Annotated in this window: 20 protein-coding genes and 2 tRNA genes; 9 read left to right on the top strand and 13 right to left on the bottom strand. The window is 46.8% G+C overall.

The genetic code is table 11. The annotated features are described in order from the left end of the window. Positions 1 to 436: 436 nt before the first annotated feature. Positions 437 to 1,555, top strand: a complete 1,119-nt coding sequence (gene cax / locus H6F74_RS08570) for a calcium/proton exchanger (RefSeq protein WP_190439130.1) — start codon at positions 437 to 439, stop codon at positions 1,553 to 1,555. Positions 1,556 to 1,697: 142 nt separating this feature from the next. After that, entirely contained in the window at positions 1,698 to 1,982 is a 285-nt protein-coding gene (locus tag H6F74_RS08565; RefSeq protein WP_190439128.1) for a peptidoglycan-binding domain-containing protein, read from the top strand. Between the two features lie 133 nt (positions 1,983 to 2,115). Here H6F74_RS08565 and H6F74_RS08560 read toward each other — a convergent pair whose 3' ends face one another. Together H6F74_RS08560 and ruvB are read right to left on the bottom strand one after the other, a co-directional pair. Beyond that, entirely contained in the window at positions 2,116 to 2,937 is an 822-nt protein-coding gene (locus H6F74_RS08560; RefSeq protein WP_190439125.1) for a tetratricopeptide repeat protein, read from the bottom strand. Positions 2,938 to 3,018: 81 nt separating this feature from the next. Next, complete coding sequence (gene ruvB / locus H6F74_RS08555; protein ID WP_190425736.1) at positions 3,019 to 4,107, bottom strand: Holliday junction branch migration DNA helicase RuvB; 1,089 nt, start codon at positions 4,105 to 4,107, stop codon at positions 3,019 to 3,021. Between the two features lie 98 nt (positions 4,108 to 4,205). Between ruvB and hisF the strand changes: the two genes are divergently transcribed. From hisF to H6F74_RS08540, 3 genes are all read left to right on the top strand, one after another. Beyond that, positions 4,206 to 4,973 carry an imidazole glycerol phosphate synthase subunit HisF gene (gene hisF / locus H6F74_RS08550; protein ID WP_190439123.1) on the top strand — a complete coding sequence of 256 codons (768 nt, stop codon included), beginning with the start codon at positions 4,206 to 4,208 and terminating at the stop codon, positions 4,971 to 4,973. 106 nt (positions 4,974 to 5,079) lie between these two features. Next, on the top strand, positions 5,080 to 5,292 hold the full coding sequence (locus H6F74_RS08545) for a hypothetical protein (RefSeq protein WP_190425742.1): 213 nt from the start codon (positions 5,080 to 5,082) through the stop codon (positions 5,290 to 5,292). A 63-nt stretch (positions 5,293 to 5,355) separates the two neighbouring features. Continuing rightward, a tRNA-Ala gene (locus H6F74_RS08540) sits at positions 5,356 to 5,428 on the top strand. A 432-nt stretch (positions 5,429 to 5,860) separates the two neighbouring features. On the opposite strand, the gene H6F74_RS08535 is transcribed toward H6F74_RS08540, so the two are convergent. The 7 genes from H6F74_RS08535 to H6F74_RS08505 form a co-directional block, all read right to left on the bottom strand. Then, positions 5,861 to 6,589 carry an ABC transporter ATP-binding protein gene (locus H6F74_RS08535; protein WP_190439120.1) on the bottom strand — a complete coding sequence of 243 codons (729 nt, stop codon included), beginning with the start codon at positions 6,587 to 6,589 and terminating at the stop codon, positions 5,861 to 5,863. Positions 6,590 to 6,663: 74 nt separating this feature from the next. Next, positions 6,664 to 6,888, bottom strand: coding sequence for a 4Fe-4S dicluster domain-containing protein (locus H6F74_RS08530; protein WP_190439117.1), 225 nt, complete (start codon positions 6,886 to 6,888; stop codon positions 6,664 to 6,666). Between the two features lie 150 nt (positions 6,889 to 7,038). Then, positions 7,039 to 8,247, bottom strand: coding sequence for an ATP phosphoribosyltransferase regulatory subunit (locus H6F74_RS08525; RefSeq protein ID WP_190439250.1), 1,209 nt, complete (start codon positions 8,245 to 8,247; stop codon positions 7,039 to 7,041). A 137-nt stretch (positions 8,248 to 8,384) separates the two neighbouring features. Then, complete coding sequence (locus H6F74_RS08520; RefSeq protein ID WP_190439114.1) at positions 8,385 to 9,383, bottom strand: J domain-containing protein; 999 nt, start codon at positions 9,381 to 9,383, stop codon at positions 8,385 to 8,387. Positions 9,384 to 9,458: 75 nt separating this feature from the next. After that, on the bottom strand, positions 9,459 to 10,307 hold the full coding sequence (locus H6F74_RS08515; RefSeq protein WP_190439103.1) for an inositol monophosphatase family protein: 849 nt from the start codon (positions 10,305 to 10,307) through the stop codon (positions 9,459 to 9,461). A gap of 73 nt (positions 10,308 to 10,380) precedes the next feature. Next, the gene (locus H6F74_RS08510; protein WP_242021933.1) at positions 10,381 to 10,854 is read right to left on the bottom strand and encodes a thermonuclease family protein; all 474 of its coding nucleotides are present in this window, start codon (positions 10,852 to 10,854) and stop codon (positions 10,381 to 10,383) included. A gap of 64 nt (positions 10,855 to 10,918) precedes the next feature. Beyond that, a complete protein-coding gene (locus H6F74_RS08505) occupies positions 10,919 to 11,287 on the bottom strand; it encodes a 2Fe-2S iron-sulfur cluster-binding protein (RefSeq protein WP_190439098.1) in 369 nt (122 codons plus the stop codon). Between the two features lie 81 nt (positions 11,288 to 11,368). Here H6F74_RS08505 and H6F74_RS08500 point away from each other — a divergent pair. Then, positions 11,369 to 11,453 (top strand) — tRNA-Ser (locus H6F74_RS08500). Positions 11,454 to 11,662: 209 nt separating this feature from the next. Here H6F74_RS08500 and H6F74_RS08495 read toward each other — a convergent pair. Further along, positions 11,663 to 13,426, bottom strand: coding sequence for an EamA family transporter (locus H6F74_RS08495; protein ID WP_190439095.1), 1,764 nt, complete (start codon positions 13,424 to 13,426; stop codon positions 11,663 to 11,665). A gap of 225 nt (positions 13,427 to 13,651) precedes the next feature. Continuing rightward, a complete protein-coding gene (locus tag H6F74_RS08490; protein WP_190439092.1) occupies positions 13,652 to 14,911 on the bottom strand; it encodes an inorganic phosphate transporter in 1,260 nt (419 codons plus the stop codon). 243 nt (positions 14,912 to 15,154) lie between these two features. On the opposite strand from H6F74_RS08490, the gene H6F74_RS08485 reads away from it, so the two are divergent. The 3 genes from H6F74_RS08485 to H6F74_RS08475 all read left to right on the top strand — a co-directional run bounded on the left by H6F74_RS08485 (position 15,155) and on the right by H6F74_RS08475 (position 17,645). Continuing rightward, the gene (locus tag H6F74_RS08485) at positions 15,155 to 16,531 is read left to right on the top strand and encodes a hypothetical protein (protein WP_190439090.1); all 1,377 of its coding nucleotides are present in this window, start codon (positions 15,155 to 15,157) and stop codon (positions 16,529 to 16,531) included. A 12-nt stretch (positions 16,532 to 16,543) separates the two neighbouring features. After that, a complete protein-coding gene (locus H6F74_RS08480) occupies positions 16,544 to 16,948 on the top strand; it encodes a hypothetical protein (protein ID WP_190439086.1) in 405 nt (134 codons plus the stop codon). 64 nt (positions 16,949 to 17,012) lie between these two features. After that, a complete protein-coding gene (locus H6F74_RS08475) occupies positions 17,013 to 17,645 on the top strand; it encodes a hypothetical protein (RefSeq protein ID WP_199301001.1) in 633 nt (210 codons plus the stop codon). Between the two features lie 127 nt (positions 17,646 to 17,772). On the opposite strand, the gene H6F74_RS08470 is transcribed toward H6F74_RS08475, so the two are convergent. Then, on the bottom strand, positions 17,773 to 18,246 hold the full coding sequence (locus H6F74_RS08470) for an SMI1/KNR4 family protein (RefSeq protein WP_190439083.1): 474 nt from the start codon (positions 18,244 to 18,246) through the stop codon (positions 17,773 to 17,775). Positions 18,247 to 18,381: 135 nt separating this feature from the next. Further along, positions 18,382 to 18,858, bottom strand: a complete 477-nt coding sequence (locus tag H6F74_RS08465) for a deaminase domain-containing protein (protein ID WP_190439081.1) — start codon at positions 18,856 to 18,858, stop codon at positions 18,382 to 18,384. Between the last annotated feature and the right edge of the window lie 73 nt (positions 18,859 to 18,931).

The raw sequence follows: 18,931 nt of genomic DNA, 5'->3' as shown, positions 1-18,931 counted from the left end.
GAAAATAGCGATCGCTCGTACCGATGAGCAACTTGCGTTCCCCTCATGGGGGATCAGTGAATGAATTGGAAAAGCTTTGGGTGTAACTTGCAACTTACATGATTCAACCGCAACAACGCTATTCCTTGAGCAGTAAATTCATGTAATTGAATATTAAATTGATTTTTCTTAAGGAATCCTGCATCTAAAGTTATATTCCGTTACAGACCCAGCCACCAAAAACCCAGAACGCTTAACAACCGAGTATCCTAGACACGAGACTTTGATAAAAAGTCGATCCTACCGAACTAAGCAAAGCCAGTAAAATGGCACCTTGCCAATCATCGGCGGCGAAGTTTCTCCGGTTTCCCTAAAATCGCTCCAAAATCACGCGCTGTTTAGGGAAGAATGAATCTCCCCTAAAATCACTCCAAAATCCAAATTCCAAATTCCTTAGATGCTGTCTCTCAACACAATCTTATCTATCCTCTTGCTGTTTATTCCCATCTCCATTGCAGGTCACTTTCTGGAGTGGGGATCGGCGCTAATCTTCATCACAGCCTGCTTAGGCATCATTCCCCTCGCCGCTTGGATGGGGACAGCCACAGAAGAAATTGCTGTAGTCCTAGGCCCCTCACTGGGAGGTTTGTTAAACGCCACCTTTGGCAATGCTACCGAACTGATTATCGCCCTAGTTGCTCTGAATGCGGGGCTGGTGGATGTCGTCAAAGCCAGTATCACAGGCTCCATCATCGGCAACTTGCTGCTAGTTATGGGCTTTTCCATGCTCTTAGGGGGCTTACGCTACAAAGAGCAGGAATTTCAGCCGATTGTGGCGCGGGTGAATGCTTCCTCGATGAATTTGGCAGTAATTGCGCTGCTGCTGCCAACAGCGGTGGACTATACCTCTACTGGGATCGATGAGGCTACCATCCAGATGCTTTCTGTCGCTGTCGCTGTAGTGTTAATTGCCGTATACGGGTTGACGCTGCTATTTTCCATGAAAACCCACGCCTATCTCTACGATGTGGCTTTGGCTGAGCAGGATTTAGTTGAGTTAGCCGAGGCAAATCTAGCCGAAGAATCCCCGGAACACAAAGTTAACCTGCCGTTGTGGGTTGGGGTGCTATTAGGCGCGACGCTGCTAGTGGCTGTAGAGTCAGAATTACTCGTAAGCACTCTGGAAGAAGCGACTTCCCAACTAGGGTTAACGGCGCTGTTTACAGGGGTGATCTTGGTTCCTATTATTGGCAATGCTGCTGAACACGCGACAGCAGTCACCGTGGCAATGAAAAACAAAATGGATCTTTCCGTATCCGTGGCGCTGGGATCAAGTTTGCAAATTGCCTTGTTTGTGGCTCCAGTCTTGGTTTTGGCAGGCTGGATACTGCATAAACCGATGGATTTGGATTTTAATCCCTTTGAGTTGGTAGCTGTGGCTGTGTCTGTGTTGATTGCTAATTCGATTAGTTCCGATGGTCGCTCGAATTGGCTAGAGGGTACGCTGCTATTAGCGGCTTATGTTGTTTTGGGGTTTGCCTTCTACTTCCATCCCGTTATTGAAGGTATCGGTTAGGTTTTGTAGAGACGTTTCCGGAGTCTCTACAGATAGGGCTAACCCAAATGGGCGATCGCATTTTCACCAGGATGGGCGGTGGGGAAACGCGATCGCTCTGAGTAGATTGGTAGTGTAGAAAAGTTTCAACGAGCAACAATCCATGCCATCCACACAACAGTCTCAACCCATCAACAATGAAGCAACTACCACTATCGATCTACCCACTCTGCGTCTAGGTCAATCTGGACTGGCTATTAGAATGCTACAGCGGGTTCTAACTTGCAATGGCTATTATGACCAGTTTTTGATAGACGGCATATTTGGCTCTCGCACAGATGCAGCTGTAATAGCCTTCCAACAAGACCATCGCTTAGTTGCAGATGGAATTGTGGGTGCCAAAACCTGGAAACAATTGAGCAAAGTATCTATCGAACCAGGTTGTTGACAACCAATTGCTCCTCAAACCTGCTAAGATAAATACCGAGCGCGCTAAAATACCATTAAAAGCGATGCTTGGCTATACCGAAGCTCTATACCGAAAGTAAGAAACTCGGTTTCGTAAAAGAAACCGGGTTTCTTTATTGCAGTTTCAGGAACTTCTCCAAAGCTGCTACCATCGCCGGAGACCAGCGGCGAACATTCTTCACCCAGTTCAAATCTTTGTAGCGAGAATCAAGTCCGACAGTCGCCACCCAGTTACTCTCCGCTTCACCTCGCTTTCCCTGTTCCCAGAGAGCAGCTGTGAGAGCAGCACGCATATCCGGAAATTGCGGATACTTGCGGACTATATTCTTCATAGTGCGAATCGCTTCGTCTTTCTGACCTGTTTGATAAAGAGCGATCGCATAATTAGCTCTGGCAAAAGCAAAATTTGGCGCTAAATCGGCGGCTTTTTGATAATCAGCGATCGCCTCTTCCCAGTGTTCCTGTCCTGCTTTGGCATTTCCGCGATTATTGTATGCCATTGCATCGTTGGGATCAATTTCCAAGACTCGATTGTAATCAGCGATCGCATCTTCCCACTGTCCTAACCCTTCCAAAGCAGTACCGCGATTTAGAAACGGGTCTGGTGCATTCGGAGCGATTTCAATAGATTTATTAAAGTCTGCGATCGCATCTTCCAATTTATTCTGGCTGATCTTAGAATTTCCCCGATTACTCCAGATAGCCGGATTTTCGGGAAATCGCTCAATCAATTGTGTCCAATACCCTTCAGCCGTAGCAAAGTCGCCTGCATTCGTAGCGGTAAAAGCTTTAGCCGCCAGCTCATCTCCTTCCTGCAACTGAGCCTCAGTATAAGTGGAAGATTGTTCTTGCGCGATCGCTGTCGGGACATTTACCCACCCAGAGGAGACAAAAATCAGCAGAACACTCAATAAAGCTAGAATCAGACGCATCATAAATTATTTTCCCTTGTAAATCTCCTTGAAGCGAGGCAGAGCCTCCCCAATCTCTTAAATACCATTGTCCATTGCTAAGGACTACTCATACCCTAAATGCTTGCGAGCGTTTGGAGTAGCAACGCGACCACGAGGCGTTCGGTGCAAATAACCAATTTGCAACAAATATGGCTCATAAACATCTTCAATTGTTTGGGAATCTTCGCCAGTTGCGGCAGCGATCGCTTCCAAACCGACTGGCCCCCCATTAAACTGTTCTATCATTACCCCCAGCATCAAACGATCCGCCCAATCCAAACCCATCGGATCTACACCGAAGACTTCCAAAGCTTCCACCGCAACAGGTTGCGTAATTTCTCCAAGCTTCTTTACCTGAGCAAAATCTCGCACCCGTTTAAGAAGGCGATTGGCAATTCGGGGAGTTCCACGGCTGCGACGAGCAATTTCTTCCGCACCATCAGGCGTAACGGGAGCTTGCAGAAGTTCGGCAGTCCGCTGCACAATTAAGATCAGTTCATCCAACTCATAAAAGCGTAACCGTTGGATTAACCCAAAGCGATCGCGTAACGGCGAAGACAGCGATCCCACCCGCGTCGTTGCTCCCACCAGAGTAAATGGCGGTAGCGGTAAACTACGAGTTTTAGCGGTTTGACCCTTACCAATCGTAATATCTAACCGGAAGTCCTCCATCGCCGGATAAAGCAATTCCTCTGTCATCCGGCTCAATCGATGGATTTCGTCAATAAATATAATATCTCCCGGCTTCAGACTCATCAGTATCCCCACAATATCGCGGGGACGCTCCAATGCTGGTGCTGAGGTAATTTTACAACTGCTGCCCATCTCCGTCGCCAAAATCAGCGACATGGTTGTTTTCCCCAAACCTGGCGGGCCATACAGCAGTAAGTGATCCATCGTCTCGCCTCTACCTTTCGCCGCTTCGATGGCAATCTCTAGAACTGCCTTGAGGTCTTTTTGCCCGATATAATCTGCTAGTCGCCCTGGTCGTAGCCCTTCTTCCTGCTTCTCGGTTTCGTCTAGCATCGCTGTTGGCTGCAAAATCTCTTCTGGCGGTGCTTTGGGGGATTTATAGCTACCAGATGACTCGCGAGAGCGTTTAGGTTGCTTTTCGGGTTCTTGAGATTGTTGTTTAGAAGAAATTATCGCCATGATTAAAATTTGTTGTAAAAAAACCACTTAAGCAGGAAGACACAAAAGGTTTACATTAGATAGGCTCTCATTATGATTACATTCTGTAGGGGATTGTCATGCTGGCAAAAAGAATACTGCCTTGCTTAGATGTGAAAGCGGGGCGAGTTGTCAAAGGTGTTAATTTTGTCAACCTCCAAGATGCAGGCGATCCGGTGGAACTGGCACAAGCTTATAACGATGCGGGTGCAGATGAGTTGGTGTTTCTGGATATTACGGCTTCTCACGAAGAACGGGACATTATTTTTGATGTCGTATACCGCACTGCTGAGCAGGTGTTTATCCCCCTAACGGTAGGTGGGGGAATTCAATCCTTAGAGACTATTAAACAATTGTTAAGGGCGGGAGCGGATAAAGTCAGCATAAATTCGGCGGCGGTACGAGAGCCAGAGTTTATTAACCGGGCAAGCGATCGCTTTGGCAACCAGTGTATTGTTGTAGCAATTGATGCACGACGACGGCAAGACCCAGTTAATCCCGGTTGGGATGTTTACGTGCGCGGTGGGCGAGAAAATACTGGAATAGATGCGATCGCTTGGGCGAAGGAAGTTGAGCAACGCGGCGCAGGTGAACTACTTGTTACCAGTATGGATGCTGATGGAACCAAGGCTGGATATGATTTAGGACTGACGCGCACTATTGCCAAGCAAGTGCAGATTCCAGTTATTGCCTCCGGTGGGGCAGGAAATTGCAGCCACATTTATGATGCCGTAACCGAAGGTAAAGCGGAAGCTGCTCTTCTTGCTTCCTTGTTACATTACGGAGAACTCACTGTATCAGAAATTAAAACTTACTTAGCAAACCATCAAGTACCAGTGCGTATGTAATAGCACTGCAAACTCTGCCCTCAGGGAGAGGAAGCGATCGCTTTGTAGCATCAATCAATCCTTTTGCATATAATTAGAATATATGAAGTGTTACGAATCTTAAAAAATGTTGATAGGTATTTTAATTTTTGATGTTGCGTTAGTGGCATGGTCGCTGCACCTGATGCAGGAAGCCTTCGACCAACAGGAATTTTCTCTGATGCTGGCTGGAACTTTGGTGGCGTTGTCGGCTGCTGCCATGTTAGTCGTATATTTCTTGATGAACAGCTACATGGGGTATATTAACAATATTGCTCAGCACCCCTGCTCATTTTATTAAAAGTCTTTCCGAAACAGCTTGACGAGTTACCAGAATTTCAGGCATAATAATAAAGCACCTCGCGGGGTTATAGCTCAGTTGGTAGAGCACCTCAATGGCATTGAGGGGGTCAGCGGTTCGAATCCGCTTAGCTCCATAAGTAGAATATAGAAACTGAACCCCTAAAGGCGGAGTTAGGCAAACTAATCCTAGGTACACAGATTAGAAATGCGATCGCGCCTTTAGAAATATGCAGTGATAGACAACCAAGATAAAATTTTTGATTCTGTGCCGACTTATTCAGAATGTGGTTGTCAATATTCTGTCAAAAATGGTCGTAACTAGGAAAAAAGATTTTTAGGACTTTTGCCTGCGAAAAAGGTGACAAGCAATAGATTTGGCTAGACTTAGATAACAAAGTAGTGTATTTGCTAATCTAAAAATTGGTATATATGAGCGCACAGATTCCCATTATATAAATATACCTTGCAAAGCAAAATTTGTATAGCCTTTAATACAAAAAAATATCGCCCAAAAATCAGCCAAAGCGAACTACGTTTGTATAGCCCCAGACTGGAATAGACGTAATTTAATGAGCTTTACCCGCACCCAGATAAAGTTCTCCCACCTTGGGGTCATTTAATAATTCTGCACCGGGGCCTGAGAAGCGATCGCGTCCAGTATCCAACACATAACCCCGGTGTGCCATCGCCAGAGCTTTCCGAGCATTCTGTTCCACCAACACAATTGCTTTACCCGTTTGATTGATAAGTTGAATCTGCTCAAAAACATTGTTTACGAGTAGGGGAGACAAAGCGGCGGAAGGCTCATCCAAAAGCAACAGACTGGGATCTAACATCAAAGCCTTTCCCATCGCCAACATCTGCCTTTCTCCTCCAGAGAGAGTTCCCGCACGCTGACGACGACGATTAGCTAGTACGGGAAACATAGAAAATATTTTATCTTTCAGAGGCGGCAAAGGGACATTACGAGTAAACGCGCCCATCTCTAGATTTTCTTCCACCGTCAGCGAGGAGAAAACATTAGCAATTTGAGGCACATAGCACATCCCTCGCTGAACAATTTGATCCGACCTTAAGCCAGCAATATTCTCACGATTAAAAGTAATTTTCCCTTTATGGGGAGTTAATAGCCCAAAGATAGTTTTTGCCAGAGTTGATTTTCCAGCACCATTAGGGCCAATTACGGCGACCAATTCACCGGGATAAATCTTGAAATTTATACCTTGCAGGATATCTAAATCTTTGACATATCCAGCGTGGACATTTTCAACTTCTAATAAAGGTTCATTAATCATTGGAAGATTGGCTAAGGTCAGGATGGCTAGTGGCTAATGGCTTTAGAATAATTAGCAATTAGCCATTAGCAATATTACGGTGTTTTTTGCAAATCAGGGCGTTCTTCTGGAACAATTGCTCCTTCTACTGGGCATACCTGTAGACAAATACCGCAGTCAATGCAAGTGGTAAAATCAATCCAATACCAGTCAGTACCCTTAGTATTCTTACTTGGGCCTTCGTGAATACAGGCGACTGGACAGGCATCGACACAATCAGCAACGCCTTCACAGATATTAGTAACAATAGTATGCGGCACGGTGTTCTCTTTCTTAGGATGGACAGACTGCTGTCTATAGCCTACCAAAGTCCTTTAATCAAAACAGCTTTTTTAAACACAAAGGTTAGCAAAAGAGAAAACTTTCTACGAATCTCTGAGCTTACCTTTGCGTACTAGAGCGTTTAAAATCTACCTTACCGCCTCAATTTCAGCAGCACCCTGAGCTTTTATCCAGGCAATATGACTTATGCGACGGCTACGGGCATATTCTCGCAAATCTTCCTTGCTTCGCTCTCCTAATTCCATCTCCACCCGCACGATATGAGTAGAATCTCTGAGAGTTTGGGCATAGGCGAAAGCTGCCATGTATGCTTTTGGTGTCTCAGGGACGACCAACCAATCATTTGCAGGCGTTTGGCGGGGCATTCCGGGGAGGGAAAGCAAGACTTGGTATAAATCTTCAATATTGAGCGCAAACCCAATACTGGGAAAAGTTTTTCCCTGAGGATGATACAATCCCAGCAATTCGTCGTAACGCCCGCCTTGCCCTAAAATTCGTGCTGGCCCATCTGTGCCGCTGGTGATTTCAAACACGATGCCCGTGTAATAATCAAAGGTTTGGATCAAGCTGAGATCCAGAGTTAGGGGAAAGTTTGAGTCAGCAAGCAGTTCAACGAGCGATTTGAGATTATTAACTATATTTCGCTCAGATGGGGCTAAATCAAGGGTGGAAACTCGTTGTAGCACTTCAGCTGGGTGTCCGCGCAGTTCAAAGAGAAATAAAGCTCTTTGGCGCAATTCTGGGGACAGAGGCAGAGTTTCTAGGGTGATGCGGTCGAGATGAGCGATCGCGCGTCTTACTTTATCTTGCAGCTCGGCGGGAAATGGGGAAAGAAGCGATCGCGTCAAACCTGCTTCCCCCAAAACTACGCGCCACTGACTCAAACCCAGACAATTCATGCAGTCGCGCAGCAACAGCAGCACTTCTGCATCTGCCAACACGCCCCCAGACCCCAACAGTTCTACTCCCGCCTGGTAAAACTCCTCTCTGCGCCCGTAATTTCCTCCAAGCGATCGCCGAAACACATTAGCGTTGTAGTAAAGACGTTGCGGATAGGCGACACCAGCCATGCGCGTCACAGATGCACGAGCAATAGAAGCCGTCAACTCTGGGCGCAATCCCAGCGTTCCCTCCTCAGCATCCTGTATCTGGATTACCGTCGAGCGTTGGATAGCTCCACCTGCCATCAACGTATCCAACCGTTCCAGAGTCGAGGTGATAATCCGGTGATAGCCCCACCGATGATACACCTGCTGCAAGCGATGTTCAATCCAGCGTTTTTGTGCGACATCGAGGGGCAGTAAATCTCTCGCGCCTGATGGGGGTTGATAAACCATTGTTAAATTCGGGAATAGGGACTGGTTGTACTGAGGACTGGGGACTGGGAACTGGGGACTCTTTACTAGGCGAAGAATATTCAAGGCTTCCCAATCCCTAATCCCTAATCCCCAATTCCCAATTTCCAGTCTCTAATTTACTTTTTCTTACCAAACATACCAAAAAAGCCGCCTGATTTATCCTCTGGCTTGCCTGGAGCTGGTTTACCCCCTGATGGCTTGGGTGGTGTCGTTGTCTTGCTACCCGCAGTTTTTTGCGTCAGCTTCTCTAGTGTTTGCTTGACCTCTTGCGCCATCGGGTCTTGGGGGTTTAATTTCAAAGCTTGGGTGATATGCACTTTAGCCATTGTCACCTTCGGCGGATCTTGCTTTAAATAAACCATCCCTAATAAGCTGTGACAGCGGCTATTATTTGGCTCCATTTTTAGAGCTTCCCGCAATTCTATCTCTGCCTTAGCAAACTGGTTTTTACTGATCAAGTCTTCAGCGCGACGGCAAAATGGATCTACTAATGAAGTTCCAGTTGCAGTCCCGGTTGCTTTCCCAGATGCAGCACCAGCATTTCCAGTGGTGGAAGCCGTTGCTGTGTTCGTCGTGGGCGTTGGGTTTACTGCTGCTTTAGCTGGCTGCGTCCCGGCTTTAACACCCTCACCTTTGCTTTCTTTGCGCCTCAGATAGACCATATTGAGTTCGCTGATTTGCGCGATCGCTTCCTTGACTTGACCCAGCGATTCATACTGCTTTTGTGCCAGATTTTGCAGTGCAGTTTTGTAGCTGTGGTCTAAATCCCCACCAGCAGCAGCTAATTTCTGGGCAATTTCACTTTGGGGTTGGATATTAGCCGATTCTCCAGCCAAGCGCTTACCCATACGCCCCAGCATCACAACATATTCTGCCCGACTGCGCTCAGCAGAAAGTTGTTCATAGGCAGGATTTACCAACTTTGACAACAGCTGGCTTGCATACTGTTTTTCGGCTGGGTTTTCCGATTTGCAACTATCTGGATGTAAGCTACGAGCAATTTTGAGATATCGTTTGCGGATGTCATTGACCCCCGCATCCACTGGCACCCCTAAAACTGCGTGGTGGTCGATAAAATCTAACTTAAAAAGTCCACGTTCGATGCGAAATGACATAGCCCGCTATCCCACCATCAAAGCCAAATAATTCTTCTAGTTTACTTCCCTTCATTAAACCATGTGTGACTTTGCTTACCGAGTTAACTGATTTCCCGCACTTTCCCATCCACTTAAGGGAGTAACTTGCGAAAGTTCTTGACTGAGTGAAGAATGAATATAACTATTTGTTGCCAAAATTCGACCTGAACTAATAACTAACGGGCTACCATCGTAGGCAGTCAATTTACCACCAGATTCCTCCACAATTACTATCCCCGCTGCCACATCCCAAGGTTGTAGACCCCTTTCCCAGTAACCATCCACCCGTCCACAGGCAACATGAGCGAGATCGATGGATGCAGAACCGCTACGCCTTACGCCCTGAGTAAGATGAGTCAAGTGACAAAACTCAGCGTAATTATTATCAATAGTCTCCTGTCGGTCATAGGCAAAGCCACTGACAAGCAGACTCTTGCTTAACTGGTCGGTCTTGGAAACTCGAATAGGCCGACGATTGCAAGTTGATCCTAACCCTTTAGCAGCGCGAAACAACTCATTATGAAACGGATCGTAAATGGCACCAACTTGGGGAATTCCGTCAATTAGTAATCCCACGGAAGAAGAGAAAAAAGGATACTGATGAGCATAATTTGTTGTGCCATCAAGCGGGTCAATTGCCCAGAGATATTCACTGGTTGTATCTCCCAGTTGACCAGATTCCTCTGCCAAGATTTGATGTTGGGGAAAATGGCGAGTAATCACCGCCAAAATTGCCGTTTCAGCAGCTTTATCGGCTTCTGTCACCAGGTCGCCTGGTCGTCCTTTTTCTTGAACTGCTTCTAAATTGCCCCAGTAGGCTTGCAATACGGCACCGCCAGCTAGCGCCGCCTCAGTAGCAATATCTAAGAAAATTTGTAATTGGTCGGGGGTATAGTTGCTCATTTGTTTGGGTTTTTGGCTAATAGCTAGTGGGTAATAGCTAATGGCCAATGGCTGTTGAACTAGCCATTAGCCATTACCGATTTTGCCGACGAAACTCAGTTGGGGTCAAGCGCATGGGTTTTTCCGGGTTCCAAATGCCTTTTCCCATAAGTCGGGCGAATTCTTGGGCATTGGTTAGCCTTTGCTCGTACTTGTTGTTAATACTTCGCGGTACATACACATACCCTTCTACCACCAGCTGCTCATTCACCAACATCCCATCTTTCCATACATAAGCCAAGGTGCGCTCAAACTGATCTTTGGTTGACCCCTCCGACTCTAACAAAACGATTTGCCCGCCAATCAGCTGCTTCAGCTTGTCTTGCGCCGCCGTTCCCCAAGGCTGCTGTTTCATATCCGGTGCCTCAATTCCCAGCAACCGCACCCTCTCAATCAACGCTGATGGCCTGCTGGTGTCCACTACCTCCAGGGTTTGGCCGCTGATGACCCGCTCCACCTTAACTGCTACTCCTGTCGGGATTTCTTTCGCTTGGCAACCCGCTAACATAAGGCAAGCAAGCAAAGGTAAAAGGTAAAAGAAAAGTTTTTTTTCTTTTACCTTTTGCGTGATTCTATTCTTCATCCAGAGGTAAGCCGACGCGGACTTTGCCTTTGCCAAAATAGCGCCCAAACTGGAGTTCGTAGACTTCATCCTCATCCTGCGTTTCCACCTCCAGATCGGATCTAGGATAACTTACACACAAAAGAGAATAACCCTTGTCGCGCAGTTCCGGAGAAAGCCCCATTGCCTCCGGCTGATGGATTTCCCCAGAAAGCACGCGCACGGCGCAGGCAGTACAAGCTCCATTGCGACAAGAAAAAGGCAACTCCACGCCCTGCTGCTCCGCGAAGCTGAGAATATAGCGGTCTTCCGGCACTTGCAGCTCGTGATAAGTACCCTTCTGGCGATGATGTATCCGAATCGTATGGTAATTTGTCATAAAAATAGTGTATTATTAAAAATCGCAGCTTAAAGCTGCTAAACTCAAAAATAATAAATCCCCTGGAGAGGTGAATCCCCTGGAGAGGTGGCCGAGTGGTTGAAGGCGCAGCACTGGAAATGCTGTTTAGGGCAACTTAACGTGGGTTCGAATCCCACCCTCTCCGTTTTACAATCTATCCTATAAAAGGTGTACAAAAACTTTCAGTTTCTGTACACCTCTTTGTATGGAATATTTGATTGTACTTTTAATAACCTATCTACGTAATAAGCGATCGCTTGCCAATTTATGTAGAGAAATAATATGCGATCGCTGCCTATCCTCCTAATAAAAAAGGGTGAGCATTGCCCACCCTACTAATTAAAATTTTTGTATTTATTTGGCAGGTTGCTGCGGTTTATTCTGAACCTGTAGCCGTTCAAAACTTAGGGCAAATACTCCTAATGTAACCAGTAATATTCCCGTAATTGATATTGGCTGCAACGCATTCTGAGCGCTGGGAATAATGACAAATGCCAAAACAGCCGTTAGCACTGGGCCGCTAGAAGCGACGATTGAGGCTCTTGCTGCACCCAAGAAGCGGACTCCAAAGTTGTTCAACAGGTAGCCTATGAGAGTCAAGATACCCAATACCACGCCGCCGATTATCAAACCAAATCGCCGATCTGGGATAAGCTGGACAGCGAAACTTCCTGGTAACGGCAACATTAAGCTGAGGCTAGACAGGACAAAGATGGTTGAGAACTGAATTAAGCTGACGGGTACGGGATGAAGCCTTTTAAAGCCGAGTTGCATGAAAATCAGGTATAAAGCAAAGGCTATACCTGAAACTGCGGCTGTGCCAACTCCCACCGGGGAAATACCTGGCACTCCAGAACCACCCGCCGGGAAGATTTTAGGAAATGCAGCGAGGATAACACCCACAGAAATCGCAATCATCACTCCAACGCGGAGGAGAGTCGGGCGATCGCCAAAAAACAGCCACGCTAGCGGGACGGTAACAAGAGGATACATAAACAGAATCGTCACCGCAACCCCAGGCCCAATTTGCGAGATGGCGATATAAATTAGCACCTGGGACAAAAACAGGAAGAAGCCACTCCCTACCACCGTCAGCAGTCCTCGACGGTTTGGGTCGAATAAAAACTTCCTGATATCCCTCCAAACGTTGGGATAAAGTCCTGTGGCGAATATTGCCATCAGTGGCAACACTACTATCATGCGGAGCCACAAAATTAACAGCGAGTTCCCCAAATTCAGCTTGATGAATCCTCCAAAGAGGAACGCGCCAAGGATGTTGCTTTCTCTACCGACGACCTGAACAACAACATTATGAATCGACAACGCTACAGTAGAAATTAATACCAGCAGTAAACCGAGTTGGTTTTGGGAAGTTGGTTTAGGTTGGCGGGAAAGTGGTAATGGGGTAGCCGGAACCTGTAATGCGATAGGATTACTTTCTGGTAAGCGTTGGCGATCGCGTTCAAGTTCGCTTACATTCTCTCTGTCTGATGGCTGAATTAATGGCAGCGCAGTCGCTTGTAATTTCAGTTGGTCGTTCAGACGATTGACAAGAGCCTCTAAAATCGCCTCTCCTTGTTGCTCCAAGCTGTGCATCCGCGAGAGTTGCTGGGAGAAGGAACTTTGATAGCTGCTGATGTCTTGTTGCAGCGTCTTAAAGGTCGTCCTCAGCGTTGTATCCAAGGATGCGAGTATGCGATAAGCATTCTCGTTGTATTCGTTCGGCGAAGGGGACAAATTGGCACCAGCCGAGCCACTCAAAGGTCGATTGGAGTTACCGCCTTGCTGAGACAGCCGCTGCATCAATACATCTTGTAGATGCTCTGCCAAGGCTTGGGTGAGTTGACTGACCAAATATTGCTGCTGTGCGCCTTGTTCTTGGGATGGAGGGTCTGGTAATGAAGATGGCAATTGCTGACGCTGAGTTTGCAAATTGTCAATCTCAGCGATTAAGCGGGATTTTTCAGCCTGTAGCCGCTCAACGTCTTGATTCAACTGGACGATGAGGTTTTGCTGTAAATTTTCAAGTTCCTGAATCATTGCTCTCAGGAGGTTTTCGGCAGCTGTGGAATCCCCTTTGCCATACTTTTCAGGTTGATCGTTGTCCAGTTGCACCATTAGCGTATAACCTCGATGCTGTTGGCTATAAGGAAGCTTGTCTGTAACTTAGTCTGCTTATAGTTTTATTTATTATTCCCATTATTTTGTCAAAATACTCTTAAAAGTATTGTAAATTTCTCTCAAAGGCCGGATTTTGCCTATGGGTTGGGTGTGTTGTTTGTTTGGTATTAGTATAGGTTGCAAGCAGTTTAGCTCAAAATTCAGCTTTAAGAGACGCAACACTCAAGTCGCTACCAGACGCAACCCCAAAAAGATTATCGCTCCTAGACCAGCACTAATGGGAAGGGTAATCAGCCAAGCAAGAGCTATAGATTGCAAAGTTTGCAAGCGGATAGACTTCCAGCTTTGAATCGCACCAATGCCAACTACAGCGCCAACAAGGGCGTGGGAGGTGGAGACGGGTAAGCCGAAGCGGGAGGCAACTAAGATGGTGGTAGCGGTGGCGAGTTCAGCGCAGAAGCCGCTGCTGGGTTGTAGGGGAATGATTCCTTCGCCAATGGTAGCGATAACTTTTTTACCCCAAACGGCAAGACCTGCAACGATACCAGCGCCGCCGAGTACCAAAATCCATAGGGGAACGCTGAAGCCATTTACAGGAACGGAACCTGTACGATTGATGTAAGCGATCACAGCTAAGGGAGCGATCGCATTCCCGACATCATTGGAACCATGAGCAAAGGCGACGAAACAAGCACTCAGTAGCTGAAACCGCGCCATTTGTTGTTCCAGAGGATTTGGGAATTTAGACTTTTCTTCTGTTTCCCAGCCGCCACTATCTAATTGTCGCCAACTGTACCAGGTGAGGGAAAAGGTAGCGATCGCGCCTATTAAGAGGGGGATATCGTGGGTGGGAAGATTTATCCCGAATCTGTTTGTAAGTAGAGTGTCTATAGGTTTACTTACTGGCGGTAGAACGATTGTGCCAAAGATTCCTAACAGCGTCGCACTCAACCAGGGAATCCACTCGCGTAGATGGAACAGCGGATCGGGTTGATCGAGTATCCAACGTTTTACCACGCTGTAGAATAAGGCGGCGACCGCGCCACTCACCACAGGCGTTATTACCCAAGCGAAGGAAATTAACCCGATTGATGACCAGTCTATAGCACCAACACCAACCGCTACCCAACTAAAGCCTGCGATCGCGCCTACTACAGCATGAGATGAGGCTACTGGCAAGCCTTTACTTGTAGCAAATTGCAGCCACAAACCACAGGTTATTAGCACCGAAACCATCCCGATTAGTAAAATCTGGGGTGCATCAGCGAACACTTCCGGCTTTACAACTCCCGTCGCCAGTGTTTCGGATACCGCACGACCGAACAACACCGCACCTGTGAATTCTAAGACACCAGCAATTATCAATGCTTGTCGCAGCGTGACAGCTTTTGACCCTACCGACGTTCCCATCGAGTTAGCAACGTCGTTTGCTCCCAAGTTCCAGGCGACGTAGAAAGCTAGTAAGGCGAGGAAAACTATCATGTCGTAAATACGGATAGCGACATGGCTAGTTTATATCGGTGAAGCATCGCTGAAAAGAGGCAACGCTTCGGGCTGTGGATAGAAGGTCGGAATTTGAAGCGAAGATTTTTATTCAGATCCAGGTAAAATTTGCATCCTTATTGCTGCGGATAAACGCGCCCAACTCTGTATAAGTATCTATTCAACCATGTGGGAAGACCGACTTCTCGATCAGAGCGGTGTGAGTTTAGTAGGGCTTAATTTATGCGTTTTCCTAGTGTTGCTGTTTGTACTTTAGCTGCTCTTGTGGCTGGAGCGACGATAGCCCAAGCAAGTGAAAGTCCGAGTTATGAAGGTTCTGGTTCTCACCAGGAAGCCGTAACCGATGAGGGGAGTGTTGTCACCCCGGTGGTGACTCCCAAGAGTATGGCAGCGATCGCTGCACCAGAAGTACAACAAGAGCCACAATTGGCATCCAGGCAGGAATTTCCGCTGCCTTCTCAGAATGCCCCAGAATTAGCTGTAAGGCAACTTCCGGCATTGACAGCCGCCTCCCAAACCGATTTGGCAGAAATTCCAGAAGCTGCGGCGCTTCCCCCGAATAACATCGTCACATTATCAACAGGTTCTGCTGTTAACCAACCTGCATCCGATGAATCCGCGAGGAAAGCTTCTGACTTAGCTTCCTTCCAAAAGGGGGAAACCGTTAACGAAGCGGCTGTGAATGAACGTATACCCAATGGAGGTGTATTTACATCCAAGGCTGAAGCACTTCGTCCAGATGAGGCGATCGCTAACTCCTCAACGGAACAAACCAGCCAGTTAATCGCAACGGAACCGAAAGCCGGGAATACCTGTGCCTCCCAAAGGAATGAATCTGCAACTTATCAAGTCGCTCAAGGATTGACAACACAGGCTACAGAACGCTGTCCGAGTCCGGAACCTGTTGCGCCGCTAGCGTTGCCAGCACCAATCGAGGAATTTGAATCTTCGCCAGCCCTCAGTATCTATATCCCAGTTGGCTATGGTGCAGATAGAAACACCGCCTTTATCAGTGGCACCTATCAACCCAGCGTGCGAGAAGATAGCGGTTCTGTAGGGGCTGCGGGGATAGGCATCGGCTTAGGCAATGCGGATAAAGCCGTGGGGGTAGAACTATCTTACGCTTTAGCTACAAATGACAGCTTTGGCGAAGGTGGTTTTAATGGTAAGCTGCATCGTCGATTTGGGGGAGATGTCTCAGCAGCATTAGGCTGGAATGGCTTTCTAAATATTGGTCGCAACGACTTTGAACAATCCAAATATGGAGTTGTTACCAAAGTATTCCGAACGCGAGAATCTCTCAATAATGCTTTCAGTCGGGTTGCTGTTACGGTTGGTGTCGGTGATGGACAGTTCCGTTCCAACGGTGCGGTTGATGCTGGTGAAAACAATATCAACGTGTTTGGAAATTTGGCAGTTCGAGTTGTCCGACCTGTTAGTTTGATTGCGGAATGGACAGGACAGGACTTAGCATTGGGTCTTTCCATCGCTCCCTTCAAAAACTTTCCTTTTGTGATTACTCCAGCCTTGCGCGACATTGCAGGTGCGGGTGATGGCTCTCGGTTTGTATTAGGTGTTGGGACAGCATTGAAGTTTTAAGGAGTACGCCAAATGCACACCATAAAATCTCTGAGTTGGGTTGTTGGTTTATCAATTGTGGCGCTGGGTATTGCTGCGCCTGCTAGAGCCGACCGTAGTTATTCTGACATCACGGGAACTAATATCTGGAACAACACGGCACCCGTTTTTGATACTGATGACAAGTTAGATCCTGAACTAACCGCAAATATTACCCGGCTTAACCAGGAGTCACAAGCAGCCTTTCAAGCCTGCGGAGCTGCTCTGACACAACAAACTCCCACTAGCCGCCGATTTACGCGACAGCCTCAAACACCACCCTCTGTTCCCCAGGCGTGTCAGCGGCTAGAGCAGTTAAGGGCAGAAGTAGAAAACTTGAGAACTACTTTGCAGCAAAAAGACATTTCCAGAGCCAGTTCCGGTTTGCGGACTTGGTAGAGGTTTGGTTGTCAGTTGCACAGTCATTCTAGTGTGAGCAGGAGCAATAATTACGATGAGGCAGATGAAGCGTAAAAACGGTAGAACCGCCGGGTTCAAGTGGCTACTGGGAGCGATCGCGCTTGGGTTTGTGGGGGTGGGAACGCCCGTTCACGCTGAAGATATGTTTGGAAATGAAGCTGTCCAGTTCCCGGTGGATACGACGGTTGAATTTGAATTCAAAGAGTCCCACGGAGCTTATCTATCAACGCTTGGCGTTGTCAATTTAGATACGGGTGAACAGACAGTGCTGTTTCAGGAAGTCAAACCCTATGACACCTTCGGAAGCGAACAGCCTCAGCCTTCTTCGCCCGGTCAAAACAATATTGGCACGGCAATCGATTTTCTGGGGACAGTTGATGGGGGCGCTGTACAAAATCGACTCAGTGAATATACTTTCAAGGCGAATACCCGGTATGCTTTCTACCTGGAATCTGTTAGCCCTACAGGTCAAACTCGCCGCAGTGTCAGATCCACCACCAACTTAGCAGCTGCCTTTAATGGGAGATTGGATGGTGGTACGAACGAAGAAATTACTGGCGTTCGCATCGCTTGGGATGATGCAGGGCTACCCCAGCCAGGAAAAGATGAGGATTTCGATGACTTCGTGATTGAGGCTGGAGGGTTTCCACCCGTTCCCTGTCCGCCAATCCGATAATCGCAATTTCATTATTTTAATCCCCCAGCCCCTTAAAAAAGGGGTGAAATTTGGGGGATTTTGTTTTGAGTAGATAATCAATTAACGAGAGCGATCGCGCTGAGAAGAGATGAGGATGCGATCGCTTTCATCTATTAACAGATGAATAGAGATACCGAGCGTGAATTTCTACCTCTGTCGCCAGAAAATCACTAAATCTTTCATGACTTCTAATGAAAGAAGTTTGATTTGTTCCTTCACAGTATGAGTAAGTCGGCGGATTGTCTCCTTCCGAAAGTCTGAAAAAGCTGAACTGATACCCCTGGTGCATCAAGAAAACAAAGGCATCTTCTGGCAGAGATTCCCAAAAGTTATTTTCCTCTAATAACTCAATTGCCCATTTTTGCAGGTGGAGCAGATGTTCAAAGAAACAGTCCGACCCCCGTAAAAATTTACCTGCACCATACCCCATAGATAATAGAAATTCTCGATAGGCTTTTGGTAGAAAAATCCCCAACTGCCGCTCAAGCTCAATTACTTCATCTTGAGTACAGCCCACCTGTTCATCTGGCGATACGATTTTTAGTTCTATCAGTTGTTTTTTTACCTTATCTAGGTACATGGCTATTAACTCTTTAAAGCCTCGCATTTATAATATTAATATCTTTTCCTCTTAACCACTCATTACTAAAATTGGGGAAGTAGGAAGGTGGTGCGGGGACATCAAGCCATTACCCCCTCCCCTAATAATAAGTGTTCAACCAGAAACGATATAATTAACCGTCAACATCATGTTTGGAAAGCGCCTACAAAATTGCTTTATAACATTGCTACAGGAATCACAGGGCGGTCTTTCTGTGAACAGATTGATGGTGCCTTCAACTTCTGGAGTTGGAGCATATCGGGATGCCAGTTCCTCAAGAAGTTTGTACTCACTATCATAGGCTCGTGAATGTCCAGGTGGGACTTCAAAAGTTTCAAATAAAAGCTGCTGAGGTAAGCCCACTGTCCCTAGACGAGTAGACTGACCGCTAATAGCTATCAGTTCGCCACTGTCACTGCCAATCTGGAAGTCAGCAAAGGCAATGTTTCTTGACCGCGATACCCCTAACTGTTGTCGAATTTGATTAACTCGATCGAGTGATTCTGCCTGATTGGCATTATCACTGTCTTCCATGTCCTTAAACGGCTCTCGAAGTTGAATAGCAGAGCTTTTAGGGCTTGAATTTCCCATTATTTTAGTGTAATTATTATAGTAAATAAAAATATATATACTATAATATTAGTCTTTAAAAGGTAAAATTGTC

Source organism: Trichocoleus sp. FACHB-90 (assembly GCF_014695505.1).
GTDB lineage: Bacteria > Cyanobacteriota > Cyanobacteriia > Cyanobacteriales > FACHB-T130 > Funiculus > Funiculus sociatus.
The sequence above is the reverse complement of the archived record's forward strand: the minus strand, read 5'-3'. Positions and strand labels throughout refer to the sequence as shown.

Excerpts from the sequence above, each read along its gene's own strand:
- cax (WP_190439130.1), top strand. The coding sequence starts at position 437 with ATGCTGTCTCTCAACACAATCTTATCTATCCTCTTGCTGTTTATTCCC.
- H6F74_RS08565 (WP_190439128.1), top strand. The coding sequence starts at position 1,698 with ATGCCATCCACACAACAGTCTCAACCCATCAACAATGAAGCAACTACC.
- H6F74_RS08560 (WP_190439125.1), bottom strand. The coding sequence starts at position 2,937 with ATGATGCGTCTGATTCTAGCTTTATTGAGTGTTCTGCTGATTTTTGTC.
- ruvB (WP_190425736.1), bottom strand. The coding sequence starts at position 4,107 with ATGGCGATAATTTCTTCTAAACAACAATCTCAAGAACCCGAAAAGCAA.
- hisF (WP_190439123.1), top strand. The coding sequence starts at position 4,206 with ATGCTGGCAAAAAGAATACTGCCTTGCTTAGATGTGAAAGCGGGGCGA.
- H6F74_RS08545 (WP_190425742.1), top strand. The coding sequence starts at position 5,080 with ATGTTGATAGGTATTTTAATTTTTGATGTTGCGTTAGTGGCATGGTCG.
- H6F74_RS08535 (WP_190439120.1), bottom strand. The coding sequence starts at position 6,589 with ATGATTAATGAACCTTTATTAGAAGTTGAAAATGTCCACGCTGGATAT.
- H6F74_RS08525 (WP_190439250.1), bottom strand. The coding sequence starts at position 8,247 with ATGGTTTATCAACCCCCATCAGGCGCGAGAGATTTACTGCCCCTCGAT.
- H6F74_RS08520 (WP_190439114.1), bottom strand. The coding sequence starts at position 9,383 with ATGTCATTTCGCATCGAACGTGGACTTTTTAAGTTAGATTTTATCGAC.
- H6F74_RS08515 (WP_190439103.1), bottom strand. The coding sequence starts at position 10,307 with ATGAGCAACTATACCCCCGACCAATTACAAATTTTCTTAGATATTGCT.
- H6F74_RS08510 (WP_242021933.1), bottom strand. The coding sequence starts at position 10,854 with ATGTTAGCGGGTTGCCAAGCGAAAGAAATCCCGACAGGAGTAGCAGTT.
- H6F74_RS08505 (WP_190439098.1), bottom strand. The coding sequence starts at position 11,287 with ATGACAAATTACCATACGATTCGGATACATCATCGCCAGAAGGGTACT.
- H6F74_RS08495 (WP_190439095.1), bottom strand. The coding sequence starts at position 13,426 with ATGGTGCAACTGGACAACGATCAACCTGAAAAGTATGGCAAAGGGGAT.
- H6F74_RS08490 (WP_190439092.1), bottom strand. The coding sequence starts at position 14,911 with ATGATAGTTTTCCTCGCCTTACTAGCTTTCTACGTCGCCTGGAACTTG.
- H6F74_RS08485 (WP_190439090.1), top strand. The coding sequence starts at position 15,155 with ATGCGTTTTCCTAGTGTTGCTGTTTGTACTTTAGCTGCTCTTGTGGCT.
- H6F74_RS08480 (WP_190439086.1), top strand. The coding sequence starts at position 16,544 with ATGCACACCATAAAATCTCTGAGTTGGGTTGTTGGTTTATCAATTGTG.
- H6F74_RS08475 (WP_199301001.1), top strand. The coding sequence starts at position 17,013 with ATGAAGCGTAAAAACGGTAGAACCGCCGGGTTCAAGTGGCTACTGGGA.
- H6F74_RS08470 (WP_190439083.1), bottom strand. The coding sequence starts at position 18,246 with ATGTACCTAGATAAGGTAAAAAAACAACTGATAGAACTAAAAATCGTA.
- H6F74_RS08465 (WP_190439081.1), bottom strand. The coding sequence starts at position 18,858 with ATGGGAAATTCAAGCCCTAAAAGCTCTGCTATTCAACTTCGAGAGCCG.